Origin of the sequence: Mycolicibacter sinensis, from assembly GCF_001667375.1 — a bacterium.
In the GTDB taxonomy this organism is placed as follows: domain Bacteria; phylum Actinomycetota; class Actinomycetes; order Mycobacteriales; family Mycobacteriaceae; genus Mycobacterium; species Mycobacterium sinense_A.
The window spans coordinates 40938-60365 of record NZ_LZIN01000055.1; the positions used below are offsets into that span (position 1 = coordinate 40938).

The 19428-nt window shown below is 69.8% G+C and carries 19 protein-coding genes; 7 read left to right on the forward strand and 12 right to left on the reverse strand.

Annotated features, from left to right (window positions below; translation table 11 throughout):
- Nucleotides 1-106: 106 nt before the first annotated feature.
- The gene (locus A5771_RS11270) at nucleotides 107-577 is read left to right on the forward strand and encodes an RDD family protein (protein WP_064855298.1); all 471 of its coding nucleotides are present in this window, start codon (nucleotides 107-109) and stop codon (nucleotides 575-577) included.
- On the opposite strand, the gene A5771_RS11275 is transcribed toward A5771_RS11270, so the two are convergent.
- Genes A5771_RS11275 through sucB form a run of 5 tightly spaced genes read right to left on the reverse strand, consistent with a single transcriptional unit; the run spans nucleotide 574 to nucleotide 5739 of the window.
- A complete protein-coding gene (locus A5771_RS11275; RefSeq protein ID WP_064855299.1) occupies nucleotides 574-1326 on the reverse strand; it encodes a DUF4191 domain-containing protein in 753 nt (250 codons plus the stop codon). The genes A5771_RS11270 and A5771_RS11275 overlap by 4 nt on opposite strands.
- Nucleotides 1327-1357: 31 nt before the next feature.
- The gene (locus tag A5771_RS11280; RefSeq protein WP_165606095.1) at nucleotides 1358-2317 is read right to left on the reverse strand and encodes a lipoyl synthase; all 960 of its coding nucleotides are present in this window, start codon (nucleotides 2315-2317) and stop codon (nucleotides 1358-1360) included.
- The gene (gene lipB, locus A5771_RS11285; RefSeq protein WP_064855301.1) at nucleotides 2305-3000 is read right to left on the reverse strand and encodes a lipoyl(octanoyl) transferase LipB; all 696 of its coding nucleotides are present in this window, start codon (nucleotides 2998-3000) and stop codon (nucleotides 2305-2307) included. The genes A5771_RS11280 and lipB overlap by 13 nt, the downstream gene beginning before the upstream one ends.
- A 19-nt stretch (nucleotides 3001-3019) precedes the next feature.
- Nucleotides 3020-3931, reverse strand: a complete 912-nt coding sequence (locus A5771_RS11290) for a TIGR01777 family oxidoreductase (protein WP_064855302.1) — start codon at nucleotides 3929-3931, stop codon at nucleotides 3020-3022.
- 41 nt (nucleotides 3932-3972) lie between these two features.
- On the reverse strand, nucleotides 3973-5739 hold the full coding sequence (gene sucB, locus A5771_RS11295) for a 2-oxoglutarate dehydrogenase, E2 component, dihydrolipoamide succinyltransferase (RefSeq protein ID WP_064855303.1): 1767 nt from the start codon (nucleotides 5737-5739) through the stop codon (nucleotides 3973-3975).
- Between the two features lie 209 nt (nucleotides 5740-5948).
- On the opposite strand from sucB, the gene A5771_RS11300 reads away from it, so the two are divergent.
- Nucleotides 5949-6845, forward strand: a complete 897-nt coding sequence (locus A5771_RS11300) for a hypothetical protein (protein ID WP_064855304.1) — start codon at nucleotides 5949-5951, stop codon at nucleotides 6843-6845.
- A 14-nt stretch (nucleotides 6846-6859) separates the two neighbouring features.
- Here A5771_RS11300 and A5771_RS11305 read toward each other — a convergent pair whose 3' ends face one another.
- Together A5771_RS11305 and A5771_RS11310 are read right to left on the reverse strand one after the other, a co-directional pair.
- A complete protein-coding gene (locus A5771_RS11305) occupies nucleotides 6860-8401 on the reverse strand; it encodes a leucyl aminopeptidase (protein WP_064855305.1) in 1542 nt (513 codons plus the stop codon).
- A gap of 11 nt (nucleotides 8402-8412) precedes the next feature.
- Complete coding sequence (locus tag A5771_RS11310) at nucleotides 8413-9501, reverse strand: adenylate/guanylate cyclase domain-containing protein (RefSeq protein ID WP_064855332.1); 1089 nt, start codon at nucleotides 9499-9501, stop codon at nucleotides 8413-8415.
- A gap of 32 nt (nucleotides 9502-9533) precedes the next feature.
- On the opposite strand from A5771_RS11310, the gene gcvT reads away from it, so the two are divergent.
- Nucleotides 9534-10628, forward strand: a complete 1095-nt coding sequence (gcvT, locus tag A5771_RS11315; protein WP_064855306.1) for a glycine cleavage system aminomethyltransferase GcvT — start codon at nucleotides 9534-9536, stop codon at nucleotides 10626-10628.
- Between the two features lie 23 nt (nucleotides 10629-10651).
- Nucleotides 10652-11758 (forward strand): branched-chain amino acid aminotransferase, encoded by a 1107-nt coding sequence (locus A5771_RS11320; RefSeq protein WP_064855307.1) that lies wholly within the window; start codon nucleotides 10652-10654, stop codon nucleotides 11756-11758.
- A 67-nt stretch (nucleotides 11759-11825) separates the two neighbouring features.
- Here A5771_RS11320 and A5771_RS23360 read toward each other — a convergent pair whose 3' ends face one another.
- From A5771_RS23360 to A5771_RS11335, 4 genes are all read right to left on the reverse strand, one after another.
- Entirely contained in the window at nucleotides 11826-11990 is a 165-nt protein-coding gene (locus A5771_RS23360; protein ID WP_165606093.1) for a hypothetical protein, read from the reverse strand.
- A 124-nt stretch (nucleotides 11991-12114) separates the two neighbouring features.
- Nucleotides 12115-12843: an adenosylcobinamide-GDP ribazoletransferase gene (locus A5771_RS11325; RefSeq protein ID WP_064855308.1), complete on the reverse strand. Its 729-nt coding sequence runs from the start codon at nucleotides 12841-12843 to the stop codon at nucleotides 12115-12117.
- Nucleotides 12840-13895, reverse strand: coding sequence for a nicotinate-nucleotide--dimethylbenzimidazole phosphoribosyltransferase (cobT, locus tag A5771_RS11330; protein ID WP_064855309.1), 1056 nt, complete (start codon nucleotides 13893-13895; stop codon nucleotides 12840-12842). The genes A5771_RS11325 and cobT overlap by 4 nt, the downstream gene beginning before the upstream one ends.
- Nucleotides 13896-13918: 23 nt before the next feature.
- Nucleotides 13919-14605: a DUF3043 domain-containing protein gene (locus A5771_RS11335; protein WP_064855310.1), complete on the reverse strand. Its 687-nt coding sequence runs from the start codon at nucleotides 14603-14605 to the stop codon at nucleotides 13919-13921.
- Between the two features lie 60 nt (nucleotides 14606-14665).
- On the opposite strand from A5771_RS11335, the gene A5771_RS11340 reads away from it, so the two are divergent.
- From A5771_RS11340 to A5771_RS11350, 3 genes are all read left to right on the forward strand, one after another.
- Entirely contained in the window at nucleotides 14666-15820 is a 1155-nt protein-coding gene (locus A5771_RS11340) for a glycerate kinase family protein (RefSeq protein WP_082947188.1), read from the forward strand.
- Between the two features lie 95 nt (nucleotides 15821-15915).
- Nucleotides 15916-16272 carry a HesB/IscA family protein gene (locus A5771_RS11345; protein WP_064855311.1) on the forward strand — a complete coding sequence of 119 codons (357 nt, stop codon included), beginning with the start codon at nucleotides 15916-15918 and terminating at the stop codon, nucleotides 16270-16272.
- 120 nt (nucleotides 16273-16392) lie between these two features.
- Nucleotides 16393-17367 (forward strand): carbohydrate kinase family protein, encoded by a 975-nt coding sequence (locus A5771_RS11350; RefSeq protein WP_064855312.1) that lies wholly within the window; start codon nucleotides 16393-16395, stop codon nucleotides 17365-17367.
- Nucleotides 17368-17445: 78 nt separating this feature from the next.
- Here the strand turns inward: A5771_RS11350 and asnB are convergent, their stop codons facing one another.
- Nucleotides 17446-19425 carry an asparagine synthase (glutamine-hydrolyzing) gene (gene asnB, locus A5771_RS11355; protein ID WP_064855313.1) on the reverse strand — a complete coding sequence of 660 codons (1980 nt, stop codon included), beginning with the start codon at nucleotides 19423-19425 and terminating at the stop codon, nucleotides 17446-17448.
- Between the last annotated feature and the right edge of the window lie 3 nt (nucleotides 19426-19428).

A 19428-nucleotide genomic window follows, 5' to 3' on the forward strand; every position in this document is an offset into this window, starting at 1 on the left:
CCGCTGGTAGCCCCGGTCGGACCCGGGGTTGCCGCTGCTGAGGTTACGCAACGACGGCAGGACCCGCCGAAGCCGGGTCGGGTTCCAACCCGCTTATCGTAGGGGCATGAGTCGCACCTTCTCATCGTGGCTGTCCGGGCCGGAGTCGGCCGGACCGCAGCCCTCCGACAGCGCCCCGGGGGAGGCCCTGGGTCTACCGCCCAGCGGCCCCGGCTCGCTGGCCTCGGCCGGGCGTCGGGTGCTGGCCCTGGTCGTCGACTGGCTGGTGGCCTACGGGATCGCCGGCCTGGGCGTGGCGCTGGGCGTGGTGAGCCAGGAACTGCTGGCGACCGCGGTGCTGGCCATCTGGGTGGTGCTCGGGGCGGCCGCGCTGCGGTTGTTCGGCTTCACCCCGGGCCAGTACGCCTGCGGGCTGCGGGTGATGCCGGTGGACGGCGCCGGCCCGGGAGTCGGGATCGTGCGCGCCGTGGTCCGCGGACTGCTGATCGCGCTGGTGGTCCCGGCGCTGTTCACCGACGCCGACGGCCGCGGCCTGCAAGACCGGGCAACGGCGACCGCCGTGGTGCGCAGCCGCTAACGTCGGCGCACCGCGCGCTGCACACCGCGCATCTTCGCCCCAGGCGGCATCGGACCCTTCGGCATCGCCGCGGTTCCGGTCCGCGAACCCAGCGCGGCCAGCCGCGATTCCAGAGAATCCATCTGCTTGGCCGAGATGTTGGCCGGGAGTTTGGTCAGGAAACGTTCCAGCTTGGCCAGCGGAACCTCGCCGTCACCGGTACCCACCACCACGTCGTAGATCGGAACGTCCCCGACCAGCCGGGCGGTGCGTTTCTTCTCTTGGGCGAGCAGTGGTTTGAGCCGGGAGGCCGAGCCCTCGGCGACAAAGATGACGCCCGGCCGTCCGATCACCCGGTGCACCGCGTCGAGCTGGCCGGTGGCGGCCACCCCGGGGGTGACCCGCCACTTGCCGCGCAGATTGTCCAGCGCCCACGCCGCCGCACCGGCCTGCCCCTCGGCCTTGCGGTACACCGACCGCTGGGCGCGGCGGCCGAAGATCACGAACGCCACCAGCGCACCCAGTAACACGCCGAGCGGAATCGTCGTCACCTTGGCGAAGGTGCCGCCGTTGAGCGCCAGCACGGTGGTCACCCCGGTAACCAGTACGAAGGCGCCGATCATGTACGGCAGCAGCCGCTTATCCTCTTTGCGCTGCAGCTGGAAGGCCTGCCACAGCTGGGTGCGGCGCTCTTTGCCGGCTGCTTTGCGGGTGGCTTTGGCCGCCGCCCGGGCAGCCTTGTTCTCGGCGGAGGTGCGCGGTCTGGGCATAGCTACCAAGGATACGCAGCCCGTAGAGCCATCAGCCGTGGGCTGCGGTCCCGTTCAGCTCAGCGCGACGAGCCATGGCCTGTTGGTAGAGCCGGCCGGCCCGGTACGACGAGCGCACCAGCGGACCCGACATCACCCCGGCGAACCCGAGCTCCTCGGCATACCGGGCGTGCTCGACGAACTCCTCGGGCTTGACCCAGCGGTCGATCGGGTGGTGCCGCTCGGAGGGGCGCAGGTATTGGGTGATGGTGACCAGCTCGGCGCCGGCCTCATGAATGGCGGCGAGCGCCTCCCGGATCTCCTCGGCGGTCTCGCCCATGCCCAGAATGAGGTTGCTCTTGGCGACCAGCCCGGCGTCGCGGGCCTGGGTCAACACGCTCAGGCTGCGCTGGTAGCTGAAGCCCGGCCGGATCAACCGGAAGATGCGCGGCACGGTTTCGACGTTGTGCGCCAGCACTTCCGGGCGCGAGTCGAATACCTCGCCCAGCAGGTCGGGCCGACCGCCGAAGTCCGGGATCAGCAGTTCGACACCCGTTGACGGGTTGAGGGCCTTGATGGCACGCACCGTCTCGGCGTAGAGCCAGGAACCCTGGTCGGGCAGATCGTCGCGGGCGACACCGGTGACCGTCGAGTACCGCAGCCCCATCGTCTGCACGCTCTCGGCCACCCGGCGCGGCTCGTCACGGTCCAGCTCGGGGGGCTTACCGGACTTGATCAAGCAGAACGAGCAGTTGCGGGTACAGACCTCGCCGCCGATCAAGAAGGTGGCTTCCCGGTCCTCCCAGCATTCGTAGATGTTGGGGCAGCCCGCCTCCTCGCACACCGTGTGCAGCTTCTCCTGCTTCACCAAGACCTTGAGCTCGGTGAAATTCGGCCCCATCCGGGCCCGGGTCTTGATCCACGGCGGTTTGCGCTCGATCGGCGTCTCGGCGTTGCGTGCCTCAGCACGGCGTAACCTACGGCCTTCTCCGACGGCGCTCACCGGGTCGATGTTACGCGCGGCTCGAGATGGTCGCGTACCGGCAGCACACCGTCGAGCGCGTCGACGACCGCGCCGGCGACCGCTCGCCGGACATCGTCCACGCCGGTCACGAAGCCCAGCTCGGCGGACAACGACGTCACGCCCGCGTCGGTGATCCCGCACGGCACGATCGAGCCGAACGCACTGAGGTCACAATCACAATTGAGGGCGAACCCGTGCAGGGTGGTCGCGCGGGCCACCCGTACGCCGACCGCCGCGACCTTGCGAGTGGGACGCACACCGTCGGCGGGCAACCACACGCCGGACCTGCCCTCGACCCGAACGGTGTTGAGGCCCAAGGTGTTACACACTTCGATCAGTGCTTCCTCAAGGCGCCGTACGTAGTTGACCACGTCCAGGGGTTCGGTGAGGCCGATCACCGGGTAGCCCACCAGCTGGCCCGGGCCGTGCCAGGTGATCTTGCCGCCGCGGTCGGTATCGACCACCGGCGTGCCGTCCACCGGGCGCTCCTGCGGCTCGGTGCGCCGACCGGCGGTGTAGACGGGCGGATGCTCCAACAGCAACAGCGTGTCCGGGCCACCGGCCACCCTGGCGTCGGCCAGGTCACGCTGCAGCTGCCAAGCGGTGCCGTAGTCGACGGTGCCGAGTTGGCGCACATCCAGCGGCGCGGTGCTGGACCGGATGGACCTCATGCTCGCAGGCTACCCGGGGCTAAAGCAGGGTAGGGCGGGCGGTGGCGTAGCCGAGCGCCTGGCCGATGGTGTTGTGCCGGAATTGGAAGCCGGCCTGCTCCAACGCGGCCGGAATGGCGCGCTGACCGACGAGCAGCCCCTCGTCGGCAAATTCGCCGAAGGCGGCCCGGGCGGCGAACCCGGGCAGCAGCAGCGGTGCCGGCCGGTTCAGCGTCCGGCCGAGCGCGGCGGTGAACTCGGCGTTGGTGACCGGGGCCGGCCCGGTCAGGTTGACCGGGCCGGTGATCGCCGACTCGGCCATCGCGAACCGCAGCGCCCGGATTTCGTCGTCGAGGCTGATCCAGGACATGTATTGGCGGCCACTGCCCAGCCGGGTGCCCAGCCCCAGCGAGAACAGGGGACGCAGCCGGCCCAGGAGCCCCCCGGAACGGGCCAGCACCAGGCCGGTGCGGGCCAGCACCACCCGGACGCCGGCGTTCCGGGCGGTGTCGGTCGCCGACTCCCAGTCCTGTGCGAGCCGGGCCAGAAACCCCTCGCCGGCCGGTGCGGACTCGTCGACCGTGCGGGCGCCGGTGTCGCCGTAGAAGCCGACCCCGCTGGCGTTGATCAGCACCGGCACCTGGGCCTCGGCCACCGCCGTCGACAGCACTTCGGTGGGGGTGATCCGGCTGTCGCGCAGGGTCTGCTTGAACGCCCCCGACCAGCGGCGGTCACTGATGCCGACGCCGCACAGATTGACCACCGCGTCGACCCCGGCCAGGGCGTCCACGTCGATGTCGCCGGCGTCGGGATCCCAGCGCAGCTCCCCGGCGTTGGCCGGTGCCCGGCGCACGATACGAAGCACCCGATGGTCGGCGGCACGCAGGGCCGACACCAGAGCGGAGCCGATCAACCCGGACGACCCGGCGATCGCGACGAGGGGGTTGCCCACAGCTGAAACCTCTTGCCGTCCTTCCCAAAGCTCCTAGACCGCTACAGCCCCAGCTCTGCCTCGAACGCGCCTTCCTCGAGTCGGTTCTTGATCGTGGTCACGAACCTGCCGGCGTCGGCGCCGTCGATCAAGCGGTGGTCGTAGGTCAGCGGCAGGTAACAGATCGACCGGACCCCGACCGACTCGTTGCCGGCCTCGTCGACGACGACGCGCGGCCGCTTGACGATGGCGCCGGTGCCGAGCATGGCAGCCTGCGGCGGAACCAGGATCGGGGTATCGGTCAGCGCGCCCTGGCTGCCGATGTTGGTGATGGTGAAAGTGCCCCCGGACAGTTCGTCGGGTTTGAGGCCGCCCGACCGCGCCCGGGCGGCGATGTCGGTGATGGCCCGGGCCAAGCCCGCCAGCGACAGGTCGCCGGCATTGTGGATCACCGGGGACAACAGACCCTGCTCGGTGTCCACCGCGAAGCCCAGGTGCTCGGCGTCGAAGTAGGTGATCTCACCGGCGGCTTCGTCGTAACTTGCGTTGACGTTCGGGTGTGCCTTGAGCGCGTCGACCACCGCACGGGCGATGAACGGCAGGTAGGTCAGGTTGACGCCCTCGCGCTCAGCGAATTCGGCTTTGACTCTGGCCCGCAGCGCCACGATCTTGGTCATGTCGACCTCGTGGGTCTGGGTGAGCTGAGCGGTGGCCTGCAGGGATTCGCGGGTCTTCTTGGCGGTGATCTGCCGGATCCGGTTGGCCTTGGCCGTGGTGCCGCGCAGGTGCGCCAGCGCCGAGACCGGGGCCGGCGTCGGGGCTGCCGCGGGTGCCGGGGCCGAGGGACGCTCGGCGGCCGGTGCCTTCTGCTTTTCGGCCTGCTTCTCCGCAACGGCCAGCACGTCCTGCTTGCGGATCCGCCCGCCGACGCCGGTCCCGGTGACCTGGCTCAGGTCGACGTTGTTGTCGGTGGCGAGCTTGCGCACCAGCGGGGTGACGTAGGGCGTGGCGTCGGAGCTGGGGGAGGACTTTGCCGCGGGCTCGGCTTCGGGTTCGGGCTTTGGTTCGGGCTTGGGTTCGGGCCGCGCTGCCGGCTCGGGCTTGGGTTCAGGCTTCGGTTCGGGCTTGGGTTCGGCCTGCGGCTCGGGTGCCGGTGCGGGCTCTGCTTTCGGGGCGGCCTGCGACGCCGAGCCGATCTTGGCCAGTTCGCCGCCGACCTCGACGGTGGCGTCCTCTTCGGCGGTGATCGACAGCAGGGTGCCGGCCACCGGCGAGGGGATCTCGGTGTCGACCTTGTCGGTGGAGACCTCCACCAGCGGTTCGTCGACCTCCACCGAGTCGCCGACCTGCTTCAGCCAGCGGGTCACGGTGCCCTCGGTGACCGATTCGCCCAACTCGGGCATCAGCACCGGGGTGCCGCCATCGGACGATTCCGTCGCCGCAGGCTTGGACGCAGCCGGCTCAGGCTCAGGCTCAGGCTCGGCCGGTTCGGACTCCGCAGCCGGTTCGGACTCCGCGGCAGGTTCCGGCTCCGCAGCGGCGGGCTCTTCGGCCGGCTGGGCTTGCTCGTCGCCACTTCCGGAGCCTTCGCCGGCGTCGCCGATCAGCGCCAATTCGCCACCGACCTCGACCGTGGTGTCCTCCTCGGCGACGATCTTGGTCAGCACCCCCGACACCGGCGCCGGGATCTCGGTGTCGACTTTGTCGGTGGAGACCTCCAGCAAAGGCTCGTCGGCCTCGACGGTGTCGCCCTCCTTTTTGAGCCAGCGGGTCACGGTTCCTTCGGTGACGCTCTCACCGAGTGCTGGCATTTGGACTGAGAACGCCATCGCTGTTGACTCCTCGATCGGTCGGTCGCTGCACGTCGTCCCATGAATACCACGTCGGTGGTGAGGAGGGGCGGTGCCCAGGTGGACTGTCGAAAACCATCCTGTCATTCCGCCATTGCCCGCACACACCGAGGTGGCGGTCGGGCGGTTCCCGACGCAGTCTGCTAAACAACCGTTGCTGCCGCTGACGCGTCATTAATATCTCGCGGGTGCCCGCTGAGCAGATCGCCCAGGCTTGTGAGCTGTGGACCGGCTTCGACATATCGATCGTGGCCCGTAACTATGCGCAACTGGCAGGTCTGCTGGCCGGTTTCGCGTTCGTCGTCATCAATCTAGTGCTGGATCGCGCGTATCGGCGTCGTACCGATGGTGTTCCCGACGCCCGCGAAATCGAGCATGAAACCCTCACCGGCGTCGCGCTAATGAACGCATTTCTCGGGCTGTTCTTGGCTGCGGTGCAATACAGTCTGCTGTCGGGCGAACAGGGTTGTGCGGTGACCGGCGGGCGTGCCACGTCCGCGGAACTGTTGGGCGGCATATCTTTTGTGGCCGCGCTCTACATCCTGCTGTACGCCATCGTGCAATTCGTGTCAGGCGCTGCCGGCACACTGATCAGACACTGCGTGTTCATCGTGGCGGTCCTGGTGCCGCCGATTGCGGTGTTCTTCGTCGAAGCGACGTTGACCGACTTGGCGCTCTCGCTCGGTGATCCGCAGACGCGTCGGCCGTTGCAGCCGCTGTGGGATCAGGCCAACCAGCTGTCGCTGCCCATCACGGCGGTCGTCGGGATCGTCTGCGCGCTGGGATGGTTTTTCGGCCGCCGACGACGGCGTAGCGAATCGCCGATCGGGCCCATGGCTGGGCGCATCCGGACGGCGTTTCCGTATTTGAGCACCGTCGTCATCATTGCGGCGATCGTCCGCGCCATGGCGGCGCTGCCGAAAACCGATGTGACAGCCCACCTCAGCTCGACAGAAGCCTGGCTCTGGGTCGTCGTTTTCGCCGTGTTGATGCTGGTTCAAAGTGCTGCGCTGTCTTTTCAACAAGGGGTGGAAACCCCGTACCGCCCCGAGCAGCACACCGGGAGTGCAGACGACAGCGCCTGACTCGCGCCAGGGCGTTATCCGTTTGCGGCGATGTCCTCCAACACCGCGAACATGGTCCGGGTCGGCACGCCGGTGCCGCCTTTGCCGGTGTAGCCCCACGCGCCGGCGGTGTTGTAGGCCGGGCCGGCGACGTCGATGTGTGCCCAGGCCACCCCGTCGGCCACGAACTCACGCAGGAACACCCCGGCGACCAGCATCCCGGCGAAGCGCTGCCCGCTGACGTTGGCGAGATCGGCGACCGTCGACTTCAGGTCTTCTTTGAGCTCGTCGGGCAGTGGCATCGGCCAGCCGTTCTCGCCGACGGCCTGCGAGATCGCCGCCACCCGGTCGCGGAACTCGTCGCTGCCCATCACCCCCGGGGTGCGCGAGCCGAGCGCCACGGTTTGTGCACCGGTCAGCGTCGACGTCTCGATCAGGTAGTCCGGGTCGTCCTCACACGCCCGCACGATCGCGTCGGCCAGGATCAGCCGTCCCTCGGCGTCGGTGTTGAGCACCTCGACGGTGGTGCCGCCGTACTGGGTGAGCACATCGCCGGGACGCTGCGCAGTGGACGACGGCATGTTCTCGGCCATCGGCACGGTCGCGATCACCTCGATCGGCAGCCGCCGCCGCGCGGCCAGCACCACGGTCGCGATTACCGCAGCGGCCCCGCCCATGTCGGAGGTCATGTGGTGCATCGAGGCGGCCGGTTTGATCGAGATGCCACCGGTGTCGAAGGTGATGCCCTTGCCGACCAGCGCCACCCGCTTGGGCGACGTTGTTTCCGCGGGCCGGTGGATCAGCCGCACCAGTCGCGGCGGACGCGCGGAGCCCTTGCCGACACCGATCACCCCGCCGTAGCCGGCGTCGGTGAGTTCCTGCTCGTCGAGCACCTCGACCTCTAGGCCGGCGGCTTCCCCCAACGCGCGGGCCCGCTCGGCGAATTCAGCCGGAAACAGGTGACTCGGCGGGGTGTTGACGAAATCCCGCGCGGTGGCGACCGCGGCGGCGACGTCGGCGCCGTGCTCCGCGCGCGTCTGGGCGTCGGCCGCGGCGCAGACCACGGTGACGGCTTGCAGCCCCGGATCTTTCGGGGCGGTCTTGTCGGTGCGGAACGCGGTGAAGCGGTAGCCGCCCAGCAGCAGACCCTCGACGGCGGCGGCCACCACATCCTCATCGGGCTCGCCGGGCAACCCGGCCAGCGTGCTGACCACCGCGGCGGTGCCGTTCAGCGAGCGTGCCGCCGTGCCCGCAGCGCGCCGGACCAGATCGGCGGGCCAGGAGTCGCGGGCCTTACCCAGTCCGACGGCCAGCACACTGGCCACCGGCAGCGACGCCACCACCAGCCGGTTCACCTGCTCACTGCCGCCCTTGGCGTTGAGCGCCCGCAGCCCCGCCTCGATCTCGGCGACCGCTTCGGCGGGAAGCGCCGGCTCGGTCGCAGCGACCACGGCGCCGGACTCGTCCGGCTCGTCGCCGGCCGAAACGACCGGCACGATCAGCACGGCCTCCTCGGCGGTGGGCAGCGAGTCGGTGACGGTGACGGCGGGGGCGGGGTATCCGCGTTGGGTGCTCACAAGCACTCACCCTAACGATCGGCGGACAGCTCCAGCTCGTATGCCGGGACGAGCACGTCGAATCCCTTGAGTTTCAAGGGCCCCCGTTCCATCACGGGCCAGCCCGGCAATTCCTTGACGACGCCGGTGCAAGCCAGCACCTGCCGGGGTTCGGCGGCATCCACCAGGCGTGCGGCGAGGTTCACCGGGGTGCCGAAATAGTCGCCGTTGATGGCCAGCACCTCGCCGTAACCCAGCCCGGCCCGCACCTGCAGGCCCACCTTGCGGGCTTTGGGGTGGTTGACCAGGTCGATCGCGGCTTTCGCCAGCAGCTCCGCGCTCGCGCTGACCCACATCACGGCGTCGCCGATGAACTTGACCACCCGCCCGCCGTCGGCGTGCACCACGTCGGAGACGCTGCCGCCGAAGTCGGTGAGCAGCGTCGCCAACTCCTCGGAGGTGAGCACCTGGGTCAGGGCGGTGAAACCGGTCAAGTCGGCAAAGCCGACGCCGCAGACCATGCTGGACGTCGGCCCGGCGGCCAGCCCCTCGAGGAACGTTCGGGCGCTGACCTGGTGCTGGCGGTGCACGGCGTCGATCATCGCGCCCAGACGCGGGATGAAGTGCGCGACGGACCGCCAGGCCCGTGCGGTGGTGAGTTCGTCGAAGGTGTGGCCGAGCCATACGTCGGGCTCACTGATCCGGATCATCGACGACTCGGCCTCGGCCAGCCGGGCCATCGTCGCCCCCAGCACCCGCAGGAAGCCGTCGACCGGCTCGCCGAGATACGACCGCATCTCCACCCAGGTGGCCAGCCCGTCGACGTCGGCCTGGCTCAGGGCCGGCGTGTTGGGGCTGGGGACGCTCAACCCGAGCATCGTCCAGGCCCGCTCGACCTCGCCGACCGGCACTCCCAACGCCTCGGCGGCGGTCCGCAGGGTGTAGTCGGGCGGACCTGAGCGCCCCACCACGTCACCGGCCAGACCGAACAGCCGGCCCTGCCGTTCGGCGTCGGCCATCTGCTCGGTGGTGAAGCCGAGCCCGTCGAGGTACTCAAGCAGGTCGGCGCGCTCGCGCGCGTCGGCGATTCCCGCGGCTTCGAGCGCGTCCCAATCGACCACCCACACAAGTTTGCCGATTAAGGTGGCTCGTCGTGAGCGAACTGCAACACGGACCCCTGGAAGACCGCCATCGCGAGCTGGGCGCCAGCTTCGCGGAGTTCGGGGGCTGGCTGATGCCGGTGTCCTATGCCGGCACCGTCGCCGAGCACAACGCCACCCGCAGCACCGTGGGTCTGTTCGATGTGAGCCATCTGGGCAAGGCGACCGTCCGCGGTTCGGGTGCGGCCGCGTTCGTCAATGCGACACTCACCAACGACCTGGCCAGGATCGGGCCCGGCAAGGCGCAATACACGTTGTGCTGCAACGAATCCGGTGGAGTCATCGACGACTTGATCGCCTATTACGTCGCCGACGACGAGATCTTCCTGGTGCCCAACGCCGCCAACACCGAGGCGGTGGTGGCCGTCTTGACCGAGGCTGCGCCGGACGGGGTGACGGTCACCGACGAGCACCGCTCGCGCGCGGTGTTGGCGGTGCAGGGGCCTCGGTCGACCGAGGTGCTCGCCGGCCTCGGCCTGCCGACCGAGATGGACTACATGGGCTTCGAAGATGGCTCGTATGCGGGCGTGCCGGTACGGGTATGCCGCAGCGGCTACACCGGTGAGCACGGCTACGAACTGCTGCCGGAGTGGGAGTCGGCGGTGGTGGTGTTCGACGCGCTGGTGGCGGCCGTTTCGCAGGCCGGGGGCGAACTGGCCGGGCTGGGCGCCCGCGACACGCTGCGCACCGAGATGGGCTATCCGCTGCACGGTCACGAATTGTCGCCGGTCATCTCGCCGCTGCAGGCCCGCTGTGGCTGGGCGATCGGGTGGAAAAAGGAGTCGTTCTTCGGTCGCGACGCGCTGCTGGCGGAGAAGGCTGCCGGTCCCGCGCGGCTGCTGCGCGGGCTGCGCGCCACGGGGCGGGGAGTGCTGCGCGCCGATCTGGCGGTGCTTGACGGCGACCGGCAGGTCGGGATCACCACCTCGGGCACCTTCTCGCCGACGCTGCGGGCCGGTATCGCGCTGGCGCTGATCGACGCCGACGCCGGCATCGATGCCGGCGCCCAGCTCACCGTCGACGTGCGAGGTCGCGCGGTTGAGTGCGAGGTGGTACAGCCGCCGTTCGTGACGGCAAAAACTCGCTAGCGCACCGGTTATACAATCGCTGCATGAAAAGCGGCCTCCTCGAGTTCCATGTGTCGGTCACAGCGAACCCGACTCCTGAAGAGGTACGCGAATCCATCTTGGCCGAACCGGGTTTCGGCAAGTACCACACCGATCACATGGTGTCGATCGACTACACCGTCGACGCCGGTTGGCACAACGCGCGGGTGATGCCCTACGGGCCGATCGAACTGGACCCGTCGGCGATCGTGCTGCACTACGCGCAAGAAGTCTTCGAGGGACTGAAGGCCTACCGCTGGACGGACGGGGAGATTGTGTCCTTCCGGCCGGAGGCCAACGCCGCCCGGATGCGCGCGTCGGCTCGGCGGCTGGCGATACCGGAACTTCCCGACGAACTGTTCATCGAATCGCTGCGGCAGCTGATCGCCGTGGACGCGGCCTGGGTGCCGGCGCCCGGCGGCGAGGAGTCGCTGTACCTGCGCCCGTTCATCTTCGCCACCGAGCCGGGACTTGGGGTGCGGCCGGCCAACGAGTACCGCTGCCTGGTGATGGGCTCGCCGGCCGGGGCGTACTTCAAGGGCGGCATCAAACCGGTGAGCGTCTGGCTCTCGACGGAGTACGTGCGGGCCTGCCCGGGCGGCACCGGAGCGGCCAAGTTCGGCGGTAACTACGCCGCGTCGCTGGTCGCCCAGGCGCAGGCCGCCGACAACGGCTGCGATCAGGTGGTGTGGCTGGATGCGGCCGAGCGGCGCTACGTCGAAGAGATGGGCGGGATGAACCTGTTCTTCGTGTTCGGCACCGGTGGCTCGGCGCGGCTGGTCACCCCGGAGCTGTCCGGGTCACTGCTGCCCGGCATTACCCGGGATTCGTTGCTGCAGTTGGCCACTGACGCCGGGTTCGCGGTTGAGGAACGCAAGATCGACGTCGGCGAATGGCAGAAGAAGGCGGCCGCCGGCGAGATCACCGAGGTCTTCGCCTGCGGCACAGCCGCCGTCATCACCCCGGTGTCACACGTCAAGTCCGCAGATGGGGAGTTCACCATCGCCGACGGCCAGCCCGGTGAAGTCACCATGGCATTGCGCGACACCCTGACCGGCATCCAGCGCGGCACTTTCGCCGACACCCACGGGTGGATGGCCCGGCTGGACTGAACCGCTCGGTTCATGCGGCGGTCCCAGCTTCGGCTATCCTTCGTCGAGCCTCGCTGAACCGCCGGGTTTAGCCCGGGGGACCGGGCGGGAAGTCGGGTTGGTCTGTTCCCGTCTGCCAGTCCTCGGCCGCGGCATCATCGGCCTCGGGATAGTCCGGTTGGTCGCTGCTGCCCTCGGTCATCGCCTTGCGGGATTCCCGACTCCTCTTGCTGTAGCGGTGGTGCCGAGCCATCGGGGTCCCTCCCGTGAGCCAGATGTTAATGCCGAGTCCATTTTTGCAAATCTACTCTGGAGTAAGCCATCCGGGGGGGAGAAATGTCTATATGTTCGGAGAATTGTTACTTATCCGACCGGGGTTAAAGCGCGGCCAGCAGCACCGCGACCAGCGTCGTGGTCCACTCGACGGCGGCGCCCAGCACATCGCCGTTGATGCCACCGAGCCGGCGCACACAATGTCTGACCAGCAACCACGCCCCGCCCAGCGCCACGGCGACGGCCACCGGCCCGTGCCACGGCGCCGAACCGGCGAGCGTCGACCCGGCCGCCAGCACCAGCACCCAGGCCATCGCCACCGGCACCGGTTGACTGCCCGCCACAGTGGCACCCAGCGTGCTGCCCACCGCGGCGGGTACCGAACGCCGACACGCCAGCACCGCCGCCACCCGCCCCGCGCAGAGCGCGACCACGATCCCCGCGGTATCGAGCAGCGGCAACGCCAATGCCTGCAGGCCGATCACCAGCACCACCGCGACCACGCCGAACGGTCCGGTCGAACCGTCGCGCATCACCTGCAGTGCCTGCGCGGCGGGCCGGTAGCTGCCCAGCCCGTCGGCGGTGTCGGCCACCCCGTCGATGTGCAGCCCGCGGGTCGCGGCCAGCAGCACTCCCACCGCCAGCAGCCCGGTCAAGGCGCTACCGGGACCGAATGCGATCCCGCCGACCCAGACCACGCCGGCCGCCAGCAGGCCCAGGACGGCTCCGACCACCGGAAGGGCCGTCAACGTCCCGCGTCCCGGCGGACCGCCGGCGCCGCCCAGTTGTACGGCCGTCCCGAACGCGACCGCCGAGGCCAGCGACCGGATCACCCGTGCGCCTTCGAGGCAGGCCCGGACACGCCCGCCTCGGCGAAGGTGGACATCGAGGCCAACGCCGCCACCGCGGCGCGCAGTACCGGCAGCGCCACCGCCGCGCCGGTGCCCTCACCCAGCCGCATCCGCAGGTCGAGGATCGGCTCCAGACCCAGCGCCGCGCAGGCCAGCGCGTGGGCCGGCTCGGGGGAGCGGTGACCGGCCTGCCACCACGCCCGCGCGCCGGGGGCCAACCGGTCGGCCACCAGGGCGGCCGCGCTCGACGCCAGGCCGTCGAGCAGCACCGGGGTGCGCCGCACCGCCGCCTGCGCGCAGAATCCCGCCAGCGCCGCCAGATCGGCACCGCCGCAACAACGCAGCAACCCCAGCGGATCGGACACCCCGCGAGACCGGAACAGCGCATCGCGCACCGCCGCGGTCTTGCGTGCCCAACCGGCGTCGTCGATGCCGGTCCCGTGACCGACCGCCTCGACGGGCTCGGCGCCGGTCAGGGCCGCGATCAAAGTCGCTGCCACAGTGGTGTTTCCGATGCCCATGTCGCCGGGAATAAGCAGGTCGGCTCCGGCGTCGACTTCCTCGTCGGCGATCCGGCGGCCCGCATCCACCGCGGCCACGGTCTGCTCGGCGGTCAGGGCGTCTTGGCTGGCGATGTCGCCGCTGCCGCGGCGCACCTTGTAGACGCTCACATCGCTGACATCGCTGTTGATGGCCATGTCCACGACCCGCACGCCGGCGCCGCCGACCGTGGCCAGCGCGTTGATGGCGGCGCCGCCCCGGTCGATGTTGACGGCCATCTGCGCGGTCACCTCCGCCGGATAGGCGGACACCCCTGCGCGGCACACACCGTGGTCGCCGGCGAACACCACCACCCGGACCCGGTCGAATTGCCTTGGCGGGCAATGACCTTGACATGCCGCCACCCAGACCGACAAGTCTTCCAGGCGCCCCAGTGAGCCCGCCGGCTTGGTCAGGGCGTTCTGCCGGGCGCGGGCGGCGGCCGCCACCGTCGCATCAGGCGGGCTGACCGGCGGGAATTCTGCGGAGTCCACGGCTGTCGGCCCCTGTGCCGAACTCAGCCGAGGCGTTCGCCGCGGCGCACCTGCGGACGCGGTGCCCGCATCCGGCGCAGCGTCGATGCCCGACTGGCGGCATAGATGCCCAGTTTCCACCGGGCCTCGGTGTTGTCCGGGTACTTGATGTCGACCAGCCTGCCGGCTTTTCGGGCCAGCAGGACGCCGTCGACGGCCATCGCGACCATCAGCAGCATCATCGCCGGCGAGATGTAGAACTGGACCTGCGGGACCGCCATCATGATGAACATCAGGCCCAGCGCTACCGGCATGAACAGGCCGAGCAGGTTGTAGCGGGCGTCGACGATGTCGCGCACGTACCGGCGTACCGGGCCGCGGTCACGCTCGAGCAGGGCCGCCTCATCGCCGGCCATCATCCGCTCGCGGCGCTGGGCCATCCGCTCGCGCCGCTGGGCCTTCTCGGCCCGGCGCTCCTCTTTGCTCAGCTTCGGGCCGGCCAGGCTCTTGCGTCTGGCCCTGGCTTCGGCGGCGGTCATCGGCGCCGGCGCCACTGGGCCGCGGCGTTTGGTGGCGGCGTTGCGCTTGGGGGTGGGCCGGCCCTTGGGTGCGGTGCCGCGGGAGCGAGCGGAGTCCCCGGCGTCGATGCTGTCGAGGTCGACGGCGCCGCTCTCAAGTTCAGCGGCCCCCGCTGAACCCGCCCCATCTTTCCTGCGTCCCGGCAACTTCACGCCCGCCAGGTTACTTGCCCGGCCGCCGACGGCGTCCGTGTGGCTCGATACTCTGCCGGTATGGCTGACCACCCCGGTCCCGGCACCTCCGCCGCCCCGGGGACGGCTGTCCTGCGGGTGCTGATCGCACCGGACTGCTTCGGCGAGAGCCTGACCGCGGTGCAGGCCGCCGCCGCCATCTCGACCGGATGGCACCGCAGCCGACCCCGCGACCGATTGGCGATCGCCCCGCAATCCGACGGCGGCCCGGGGTTTGTCGCGGTGCTGGCCGACGGGTTGGGCGCCGTCGGTTCGGGCACGGTGCAGCGGTGCGCGGTCAGCGGACCGCTGGGCGAGCCGGCCGATGCCGAATGGCTCTGGGACGCCGCGCCCAAGACCGCCTATTTGGAGTGTGCGCAGGCCTGCGGCTTGGCGTTGGTGGGGGGCCCGCCCTCGCCGGAGACCGCGCTGGCCGCCCACAGCGCCGGAGTGGGCCAGCTCATCGATGCGGCGCTGACGGCCGGTGCCGAGCGGATCGTGGTCGGACTCGGCGGCAGTGCCAGCACCGACGGCGGGCGGGGGATGGTCGATGAACTGGGCGGCCTGGTGACCGCCCGCCGGCGGCTCGCCGATGTAGAACTGATCGCGGCTTGTGACGTCGAATACCCGCTGCTGGGGCCGTGGGGCGCGGCGCGGGTGTTCGGCCCGCAGAAGGGTGCCGATGCTGCCACGGTGGCCGTACTCGAAAGCCGCCTGAGCGCGTGGGCGAACGAACTGGACGGCGCGGCGGGACGGCAGGTGAGCGCAGCCTCCGGGGCCGGCGCCGCCGGCGGGATCGGTGCGGCATTGCTCGCGCTGGGTGCCACCGCCGAAGCGGGAGCGGACATCGTGGCACGCCACACCGGTTTGGCGGCCGCCCTCGCCGATGCCGACGTGGTCGTCACCGGTGAGGGCCGGTTCGACCAGCAGTCCCTGCACGGCAAGGTGATCGGTTCGCTGTGCAACGCGGCCCGGGCGCGGGAGCTGCCGGTGCTGGTGCTGGCGGGTCAGATCGACCTGGACGAACCGGCGCTTCGGTCGGCTGGCGTGGTGGCAGCCCGGGCGATCGCCGACCACGCCGGATCCGTGCGGCTGGCCCTGGTGGACGCGGCCAACCAGCTGATCGGGCTGACCACGGTGCTTGCGGCGCAGATCGGCAGCCGGCCGGCGGATTCCCCCGATCCGGCGGCTCAGTAGGGAACACCTCGACGCGCGGTATCGTTGTGACGGTGGGCTTGGATGCTTCGAGTCGAGGCGAGCCCGCCCCGAATCAACGGCAATAGGGAGACGCAATGACTGTTCAGGACCAGTCGACCACCGAGTCTCAGGGCGTGGTCTTGACCGATGAAGCCGCGGCCAAGGTGAAGTCGCTGCTGGCTCAGGAAGGCCGTGACGACCTGACCCTGCGCATCTCGGTCCAACCGGGCGGCTGCGCCGGCCTGCGCTACAACCTGTTCTTCGACGACCGCAGCCTCGACGGTGACGTGATCACCGACTTCAACGGGGTCAAGCTGGCCGTCGACCGGATGAGCGCCCCGTACCTGCAGGGTGCGGAGATCGGCTACGCCGACCAAATCGACAAGCAGGGCTTCACCATCGAGAACCCCAACGCCGGCGGCTCGTGCTCGTGCGGCGACTCGTTCAACTGACCACCGGCAACCGCCCCTCGGCCTGACGGCTAGGCGCTGCCCGGCGACGGGCCGGCTTCCACGGGCCGCTACCGTGGGAACCCACATTCAGGTCCACGCTGCACACGAGGGGGATAGTCAGTGACGATTGCGGTGACCGGTTCGATCGCAACCGACCATTTGATGCGCTTTCCGGGTCGGTTCTCCGAACAGCTGTTGGCCGATCACCTGCAGAAGGTTTCGCTGAGCTTCCTGGTCGAAGACCTGGTAGTGCACCGCGGCGGGGTGGCCGGCAACATCGCCTACGCGATCGGCGTGCTCGGCGGTGACGCCGCTCTGGTCGGCGCGGCCGGCGACGACTTCGCCGACTACCGCGACTGGCTGGTGTCGCACGGCGTCAACTGCGACAACGTGCTGGTCTCGGCGACCTCGCACACGGCGCGCTTCACCTGCACCACCGACGTCGACATGGCCCAGATCGCCTCGTTCTATCCCGGCGCCATGTCCGAGGCCCGCAATATCTCGCTGGCCAAGGTGGTCGAGAACGTCGGCAACCCCGAACTGGTGATCATCGGGGCCAACGACCCTGAGGCGATGTTCCTGCACACCGAGGAGTGCCGCAAGCTGGGCCTGGCGTTCGCTGCCGACCCCTCCCAGCAGCTGGCCCGGCTGACCGGCGAGGAAATCCGCCGGCTCATCGACGGTGCGGCCTACCTGTTCACCAACGACTACGAGTGGGACCTGCTGCTGTCCAAGACCGGCTGGACCGAGGCCGACGTCATGAAGCAGGTCGGGATGCGGGTCACCACCCTGGGTGCCAACGGTGTCGACATCGTCAACCCGGACGGCTCCCGCGTCCACGTGGGTGTGGTTCCGGAGAAGGCCCAGACCGACCCGACCGGAGTCGGCGACGCCTTCCGCGCCGGTTTCCTCACCGGCCGCAGCGCCGGGCTGAGCCTGGAGCGCTCGGCGCAACTGGGATCGCTGGTGGCGGTACTGGTGCTGGAGTCCACCGGAACCCAGGAGTGGTCGTGGGATTGCGACGGCGCGCTGGCCCGGCTGGCCGACGCCTACGGCGATGCCGCGGCCGCCGACATCGGCACCGCGCTCAAATAGTTTCTACCCACGCGGACGTGCGGTTTCATACGTGCGCTGCGGCGCGTTGCGGATGAAACCGCACGTTCGGAGAAGTCTTTAGAGCTGCACTGGGTAGGCCGGCTCGCTGATGGCCGGCACCACGGAGTGCTCGACGAAGATCGCGTGCCACAGCATGAAGATCAGCACGGTCCACAGCCGGCGGCTGTGATCGGCGGTGCCGACGCGGTGCTCGTCGAGCATCGTGCGCACCGCGGCGACGTCGATGAGGTGGTCCGCGCCGGTGGCGGTCACCGTGGCGTAGGCCCACTCCACCAGCTCACCGGCGCGCAGCCAGTGCCGCAGCGGGACCGGGAAGCCGAGCTTGGGCCGGTGCAGCACGTGGGCGGGGATGATCGGCTCCAGCGCGCGGCGCAGCGCGTACTTGGTGGTGGTGCGGGTGATCTTGGCCGACACCGGCAGTCTCGAGGCCACCGCGAACACCTCGGGGTCCAGGAACGGCACCCGCAGCTCCAGCGAATTGGCCATCGTCATCTTGTCCGCCTTGACCAGGATGTCGCCGCGGAGCCAGGTGAACAGGTCGATGTGCTGCATCCGGGCCACCGGGTCCCAGCCGGCTGATTCGGCGTACACCGGGGCGGTGACGTCGGTGTGGGTCCAGTTGGGGGAGAAGCCGGGCAGCACCGCCCGCAGCTGCTCGTCGGAGAAGCTGCGCGCGTTGCCGTAGTAGCGCTCCTCCAGCGTCAGCGACCCGCGGTGCAGCAGGCTTTTGCCGCGCATGCCGTCCGGCAGCGGCCGCGACACCTTGCCCATCGACCGGCGCACCGGTGCGGGCAGGTAATCGAACGGCCGCAGCGACAGCGGCTCGCGGTAGATCGTGTAGCCGCCGAACAACTCGTCGGCGCCTTCCCCGGAGAGCACCACCTTGACGTGCTTGCGGGCTTCGCGGGCGATGATGTACAGCGGCACCAGGGCCGGGTCGGCGACCGGGTCATCGAGGTACCAGACGATCTCGGGCAGGGCGGCGACGAACTCGGCCGGGCTGACCACCTTGACAACATGGCGGGCGCCGATCGCCTCGGCGGACGCGGCGGCCACGTCGACCTCGGAGAAGCCCTCCCGCTCGAAGCCGGTGGTGAAGGTGATCAGCCTGGGGTTGTGGCGCATCGCCAGGGCGGCGATCGCGGTGGAGTCGATTCCCCCCGACAAAAAGGCGCCGACGGTGACGTCGGCCCGCATGTGCTTGGCCACGGAGTCCTCGAGCACCGCGGTGATCTCGTCATAGCGGGCCTGCTCGGTGTCGCGGGTGATCGGGGTGGCGTCGAAGCGCGGCCGGAAGTAGCGGGTGATCTCGGGGACCGGCCGACCCGGGCTGATCTTCGCCCAGCAGCCTGACTCCAGCCGGCGTATGCCGCGGTGCAGCGTTTCCGGTTCCGGCACGTACTGCAGCACTGTGTAGTGCTGGAGCGCGCGCACATCGATGCCGGCGTCGCCGGTCTCGAAACCCACGAGGTCGGCCAGGTCCAGCAGGGACTTCTTCTCACTGCCTACGGCGGCGCCGCCCGGCCCGCTCGCCACGAACAACGGCTTGATCCCGAACGGGTCGCGGGCGCAGAACAGTTCACCGCGCAGGGTGTCCCACAGAGCGAAGGCGAACATGCCGCGCAGCCGCGGCAGCACGTCGGCGCCCCAGTGGTGGTAGCCGGCGACGATCGCCTCACCGTCGCCATCGGTGTGGAAAACCGCGCCGTGGGCCGCGGCCAGTTCCTCGCGCAACTCGAGGTAGTTGTAGATCTCGCCGTTGAACACCAGCACGTAGCGGTCCGGTTGCTCGGCGGGCCCCCAGCGCAGCGGCTGGTGCGAATGTTCGATGTCGATGATCGACAGCCGGTTGAAGCCGAGGGCCACGCCGTCACCGGTCCAGGTTCCCAGCTCGTCGGGCCCTCGATGGCGCATCAGGTGCGCCGCCCGTTCGACCCGCGCGGCGACGCCGGAGAGGTCGCTGACGTCGGCGGCGGGGACCGCGCCGGGGTTGGCGGTGCCGGCCGGGGCACACACGAAGGCCAGCAGTCCACACATCGG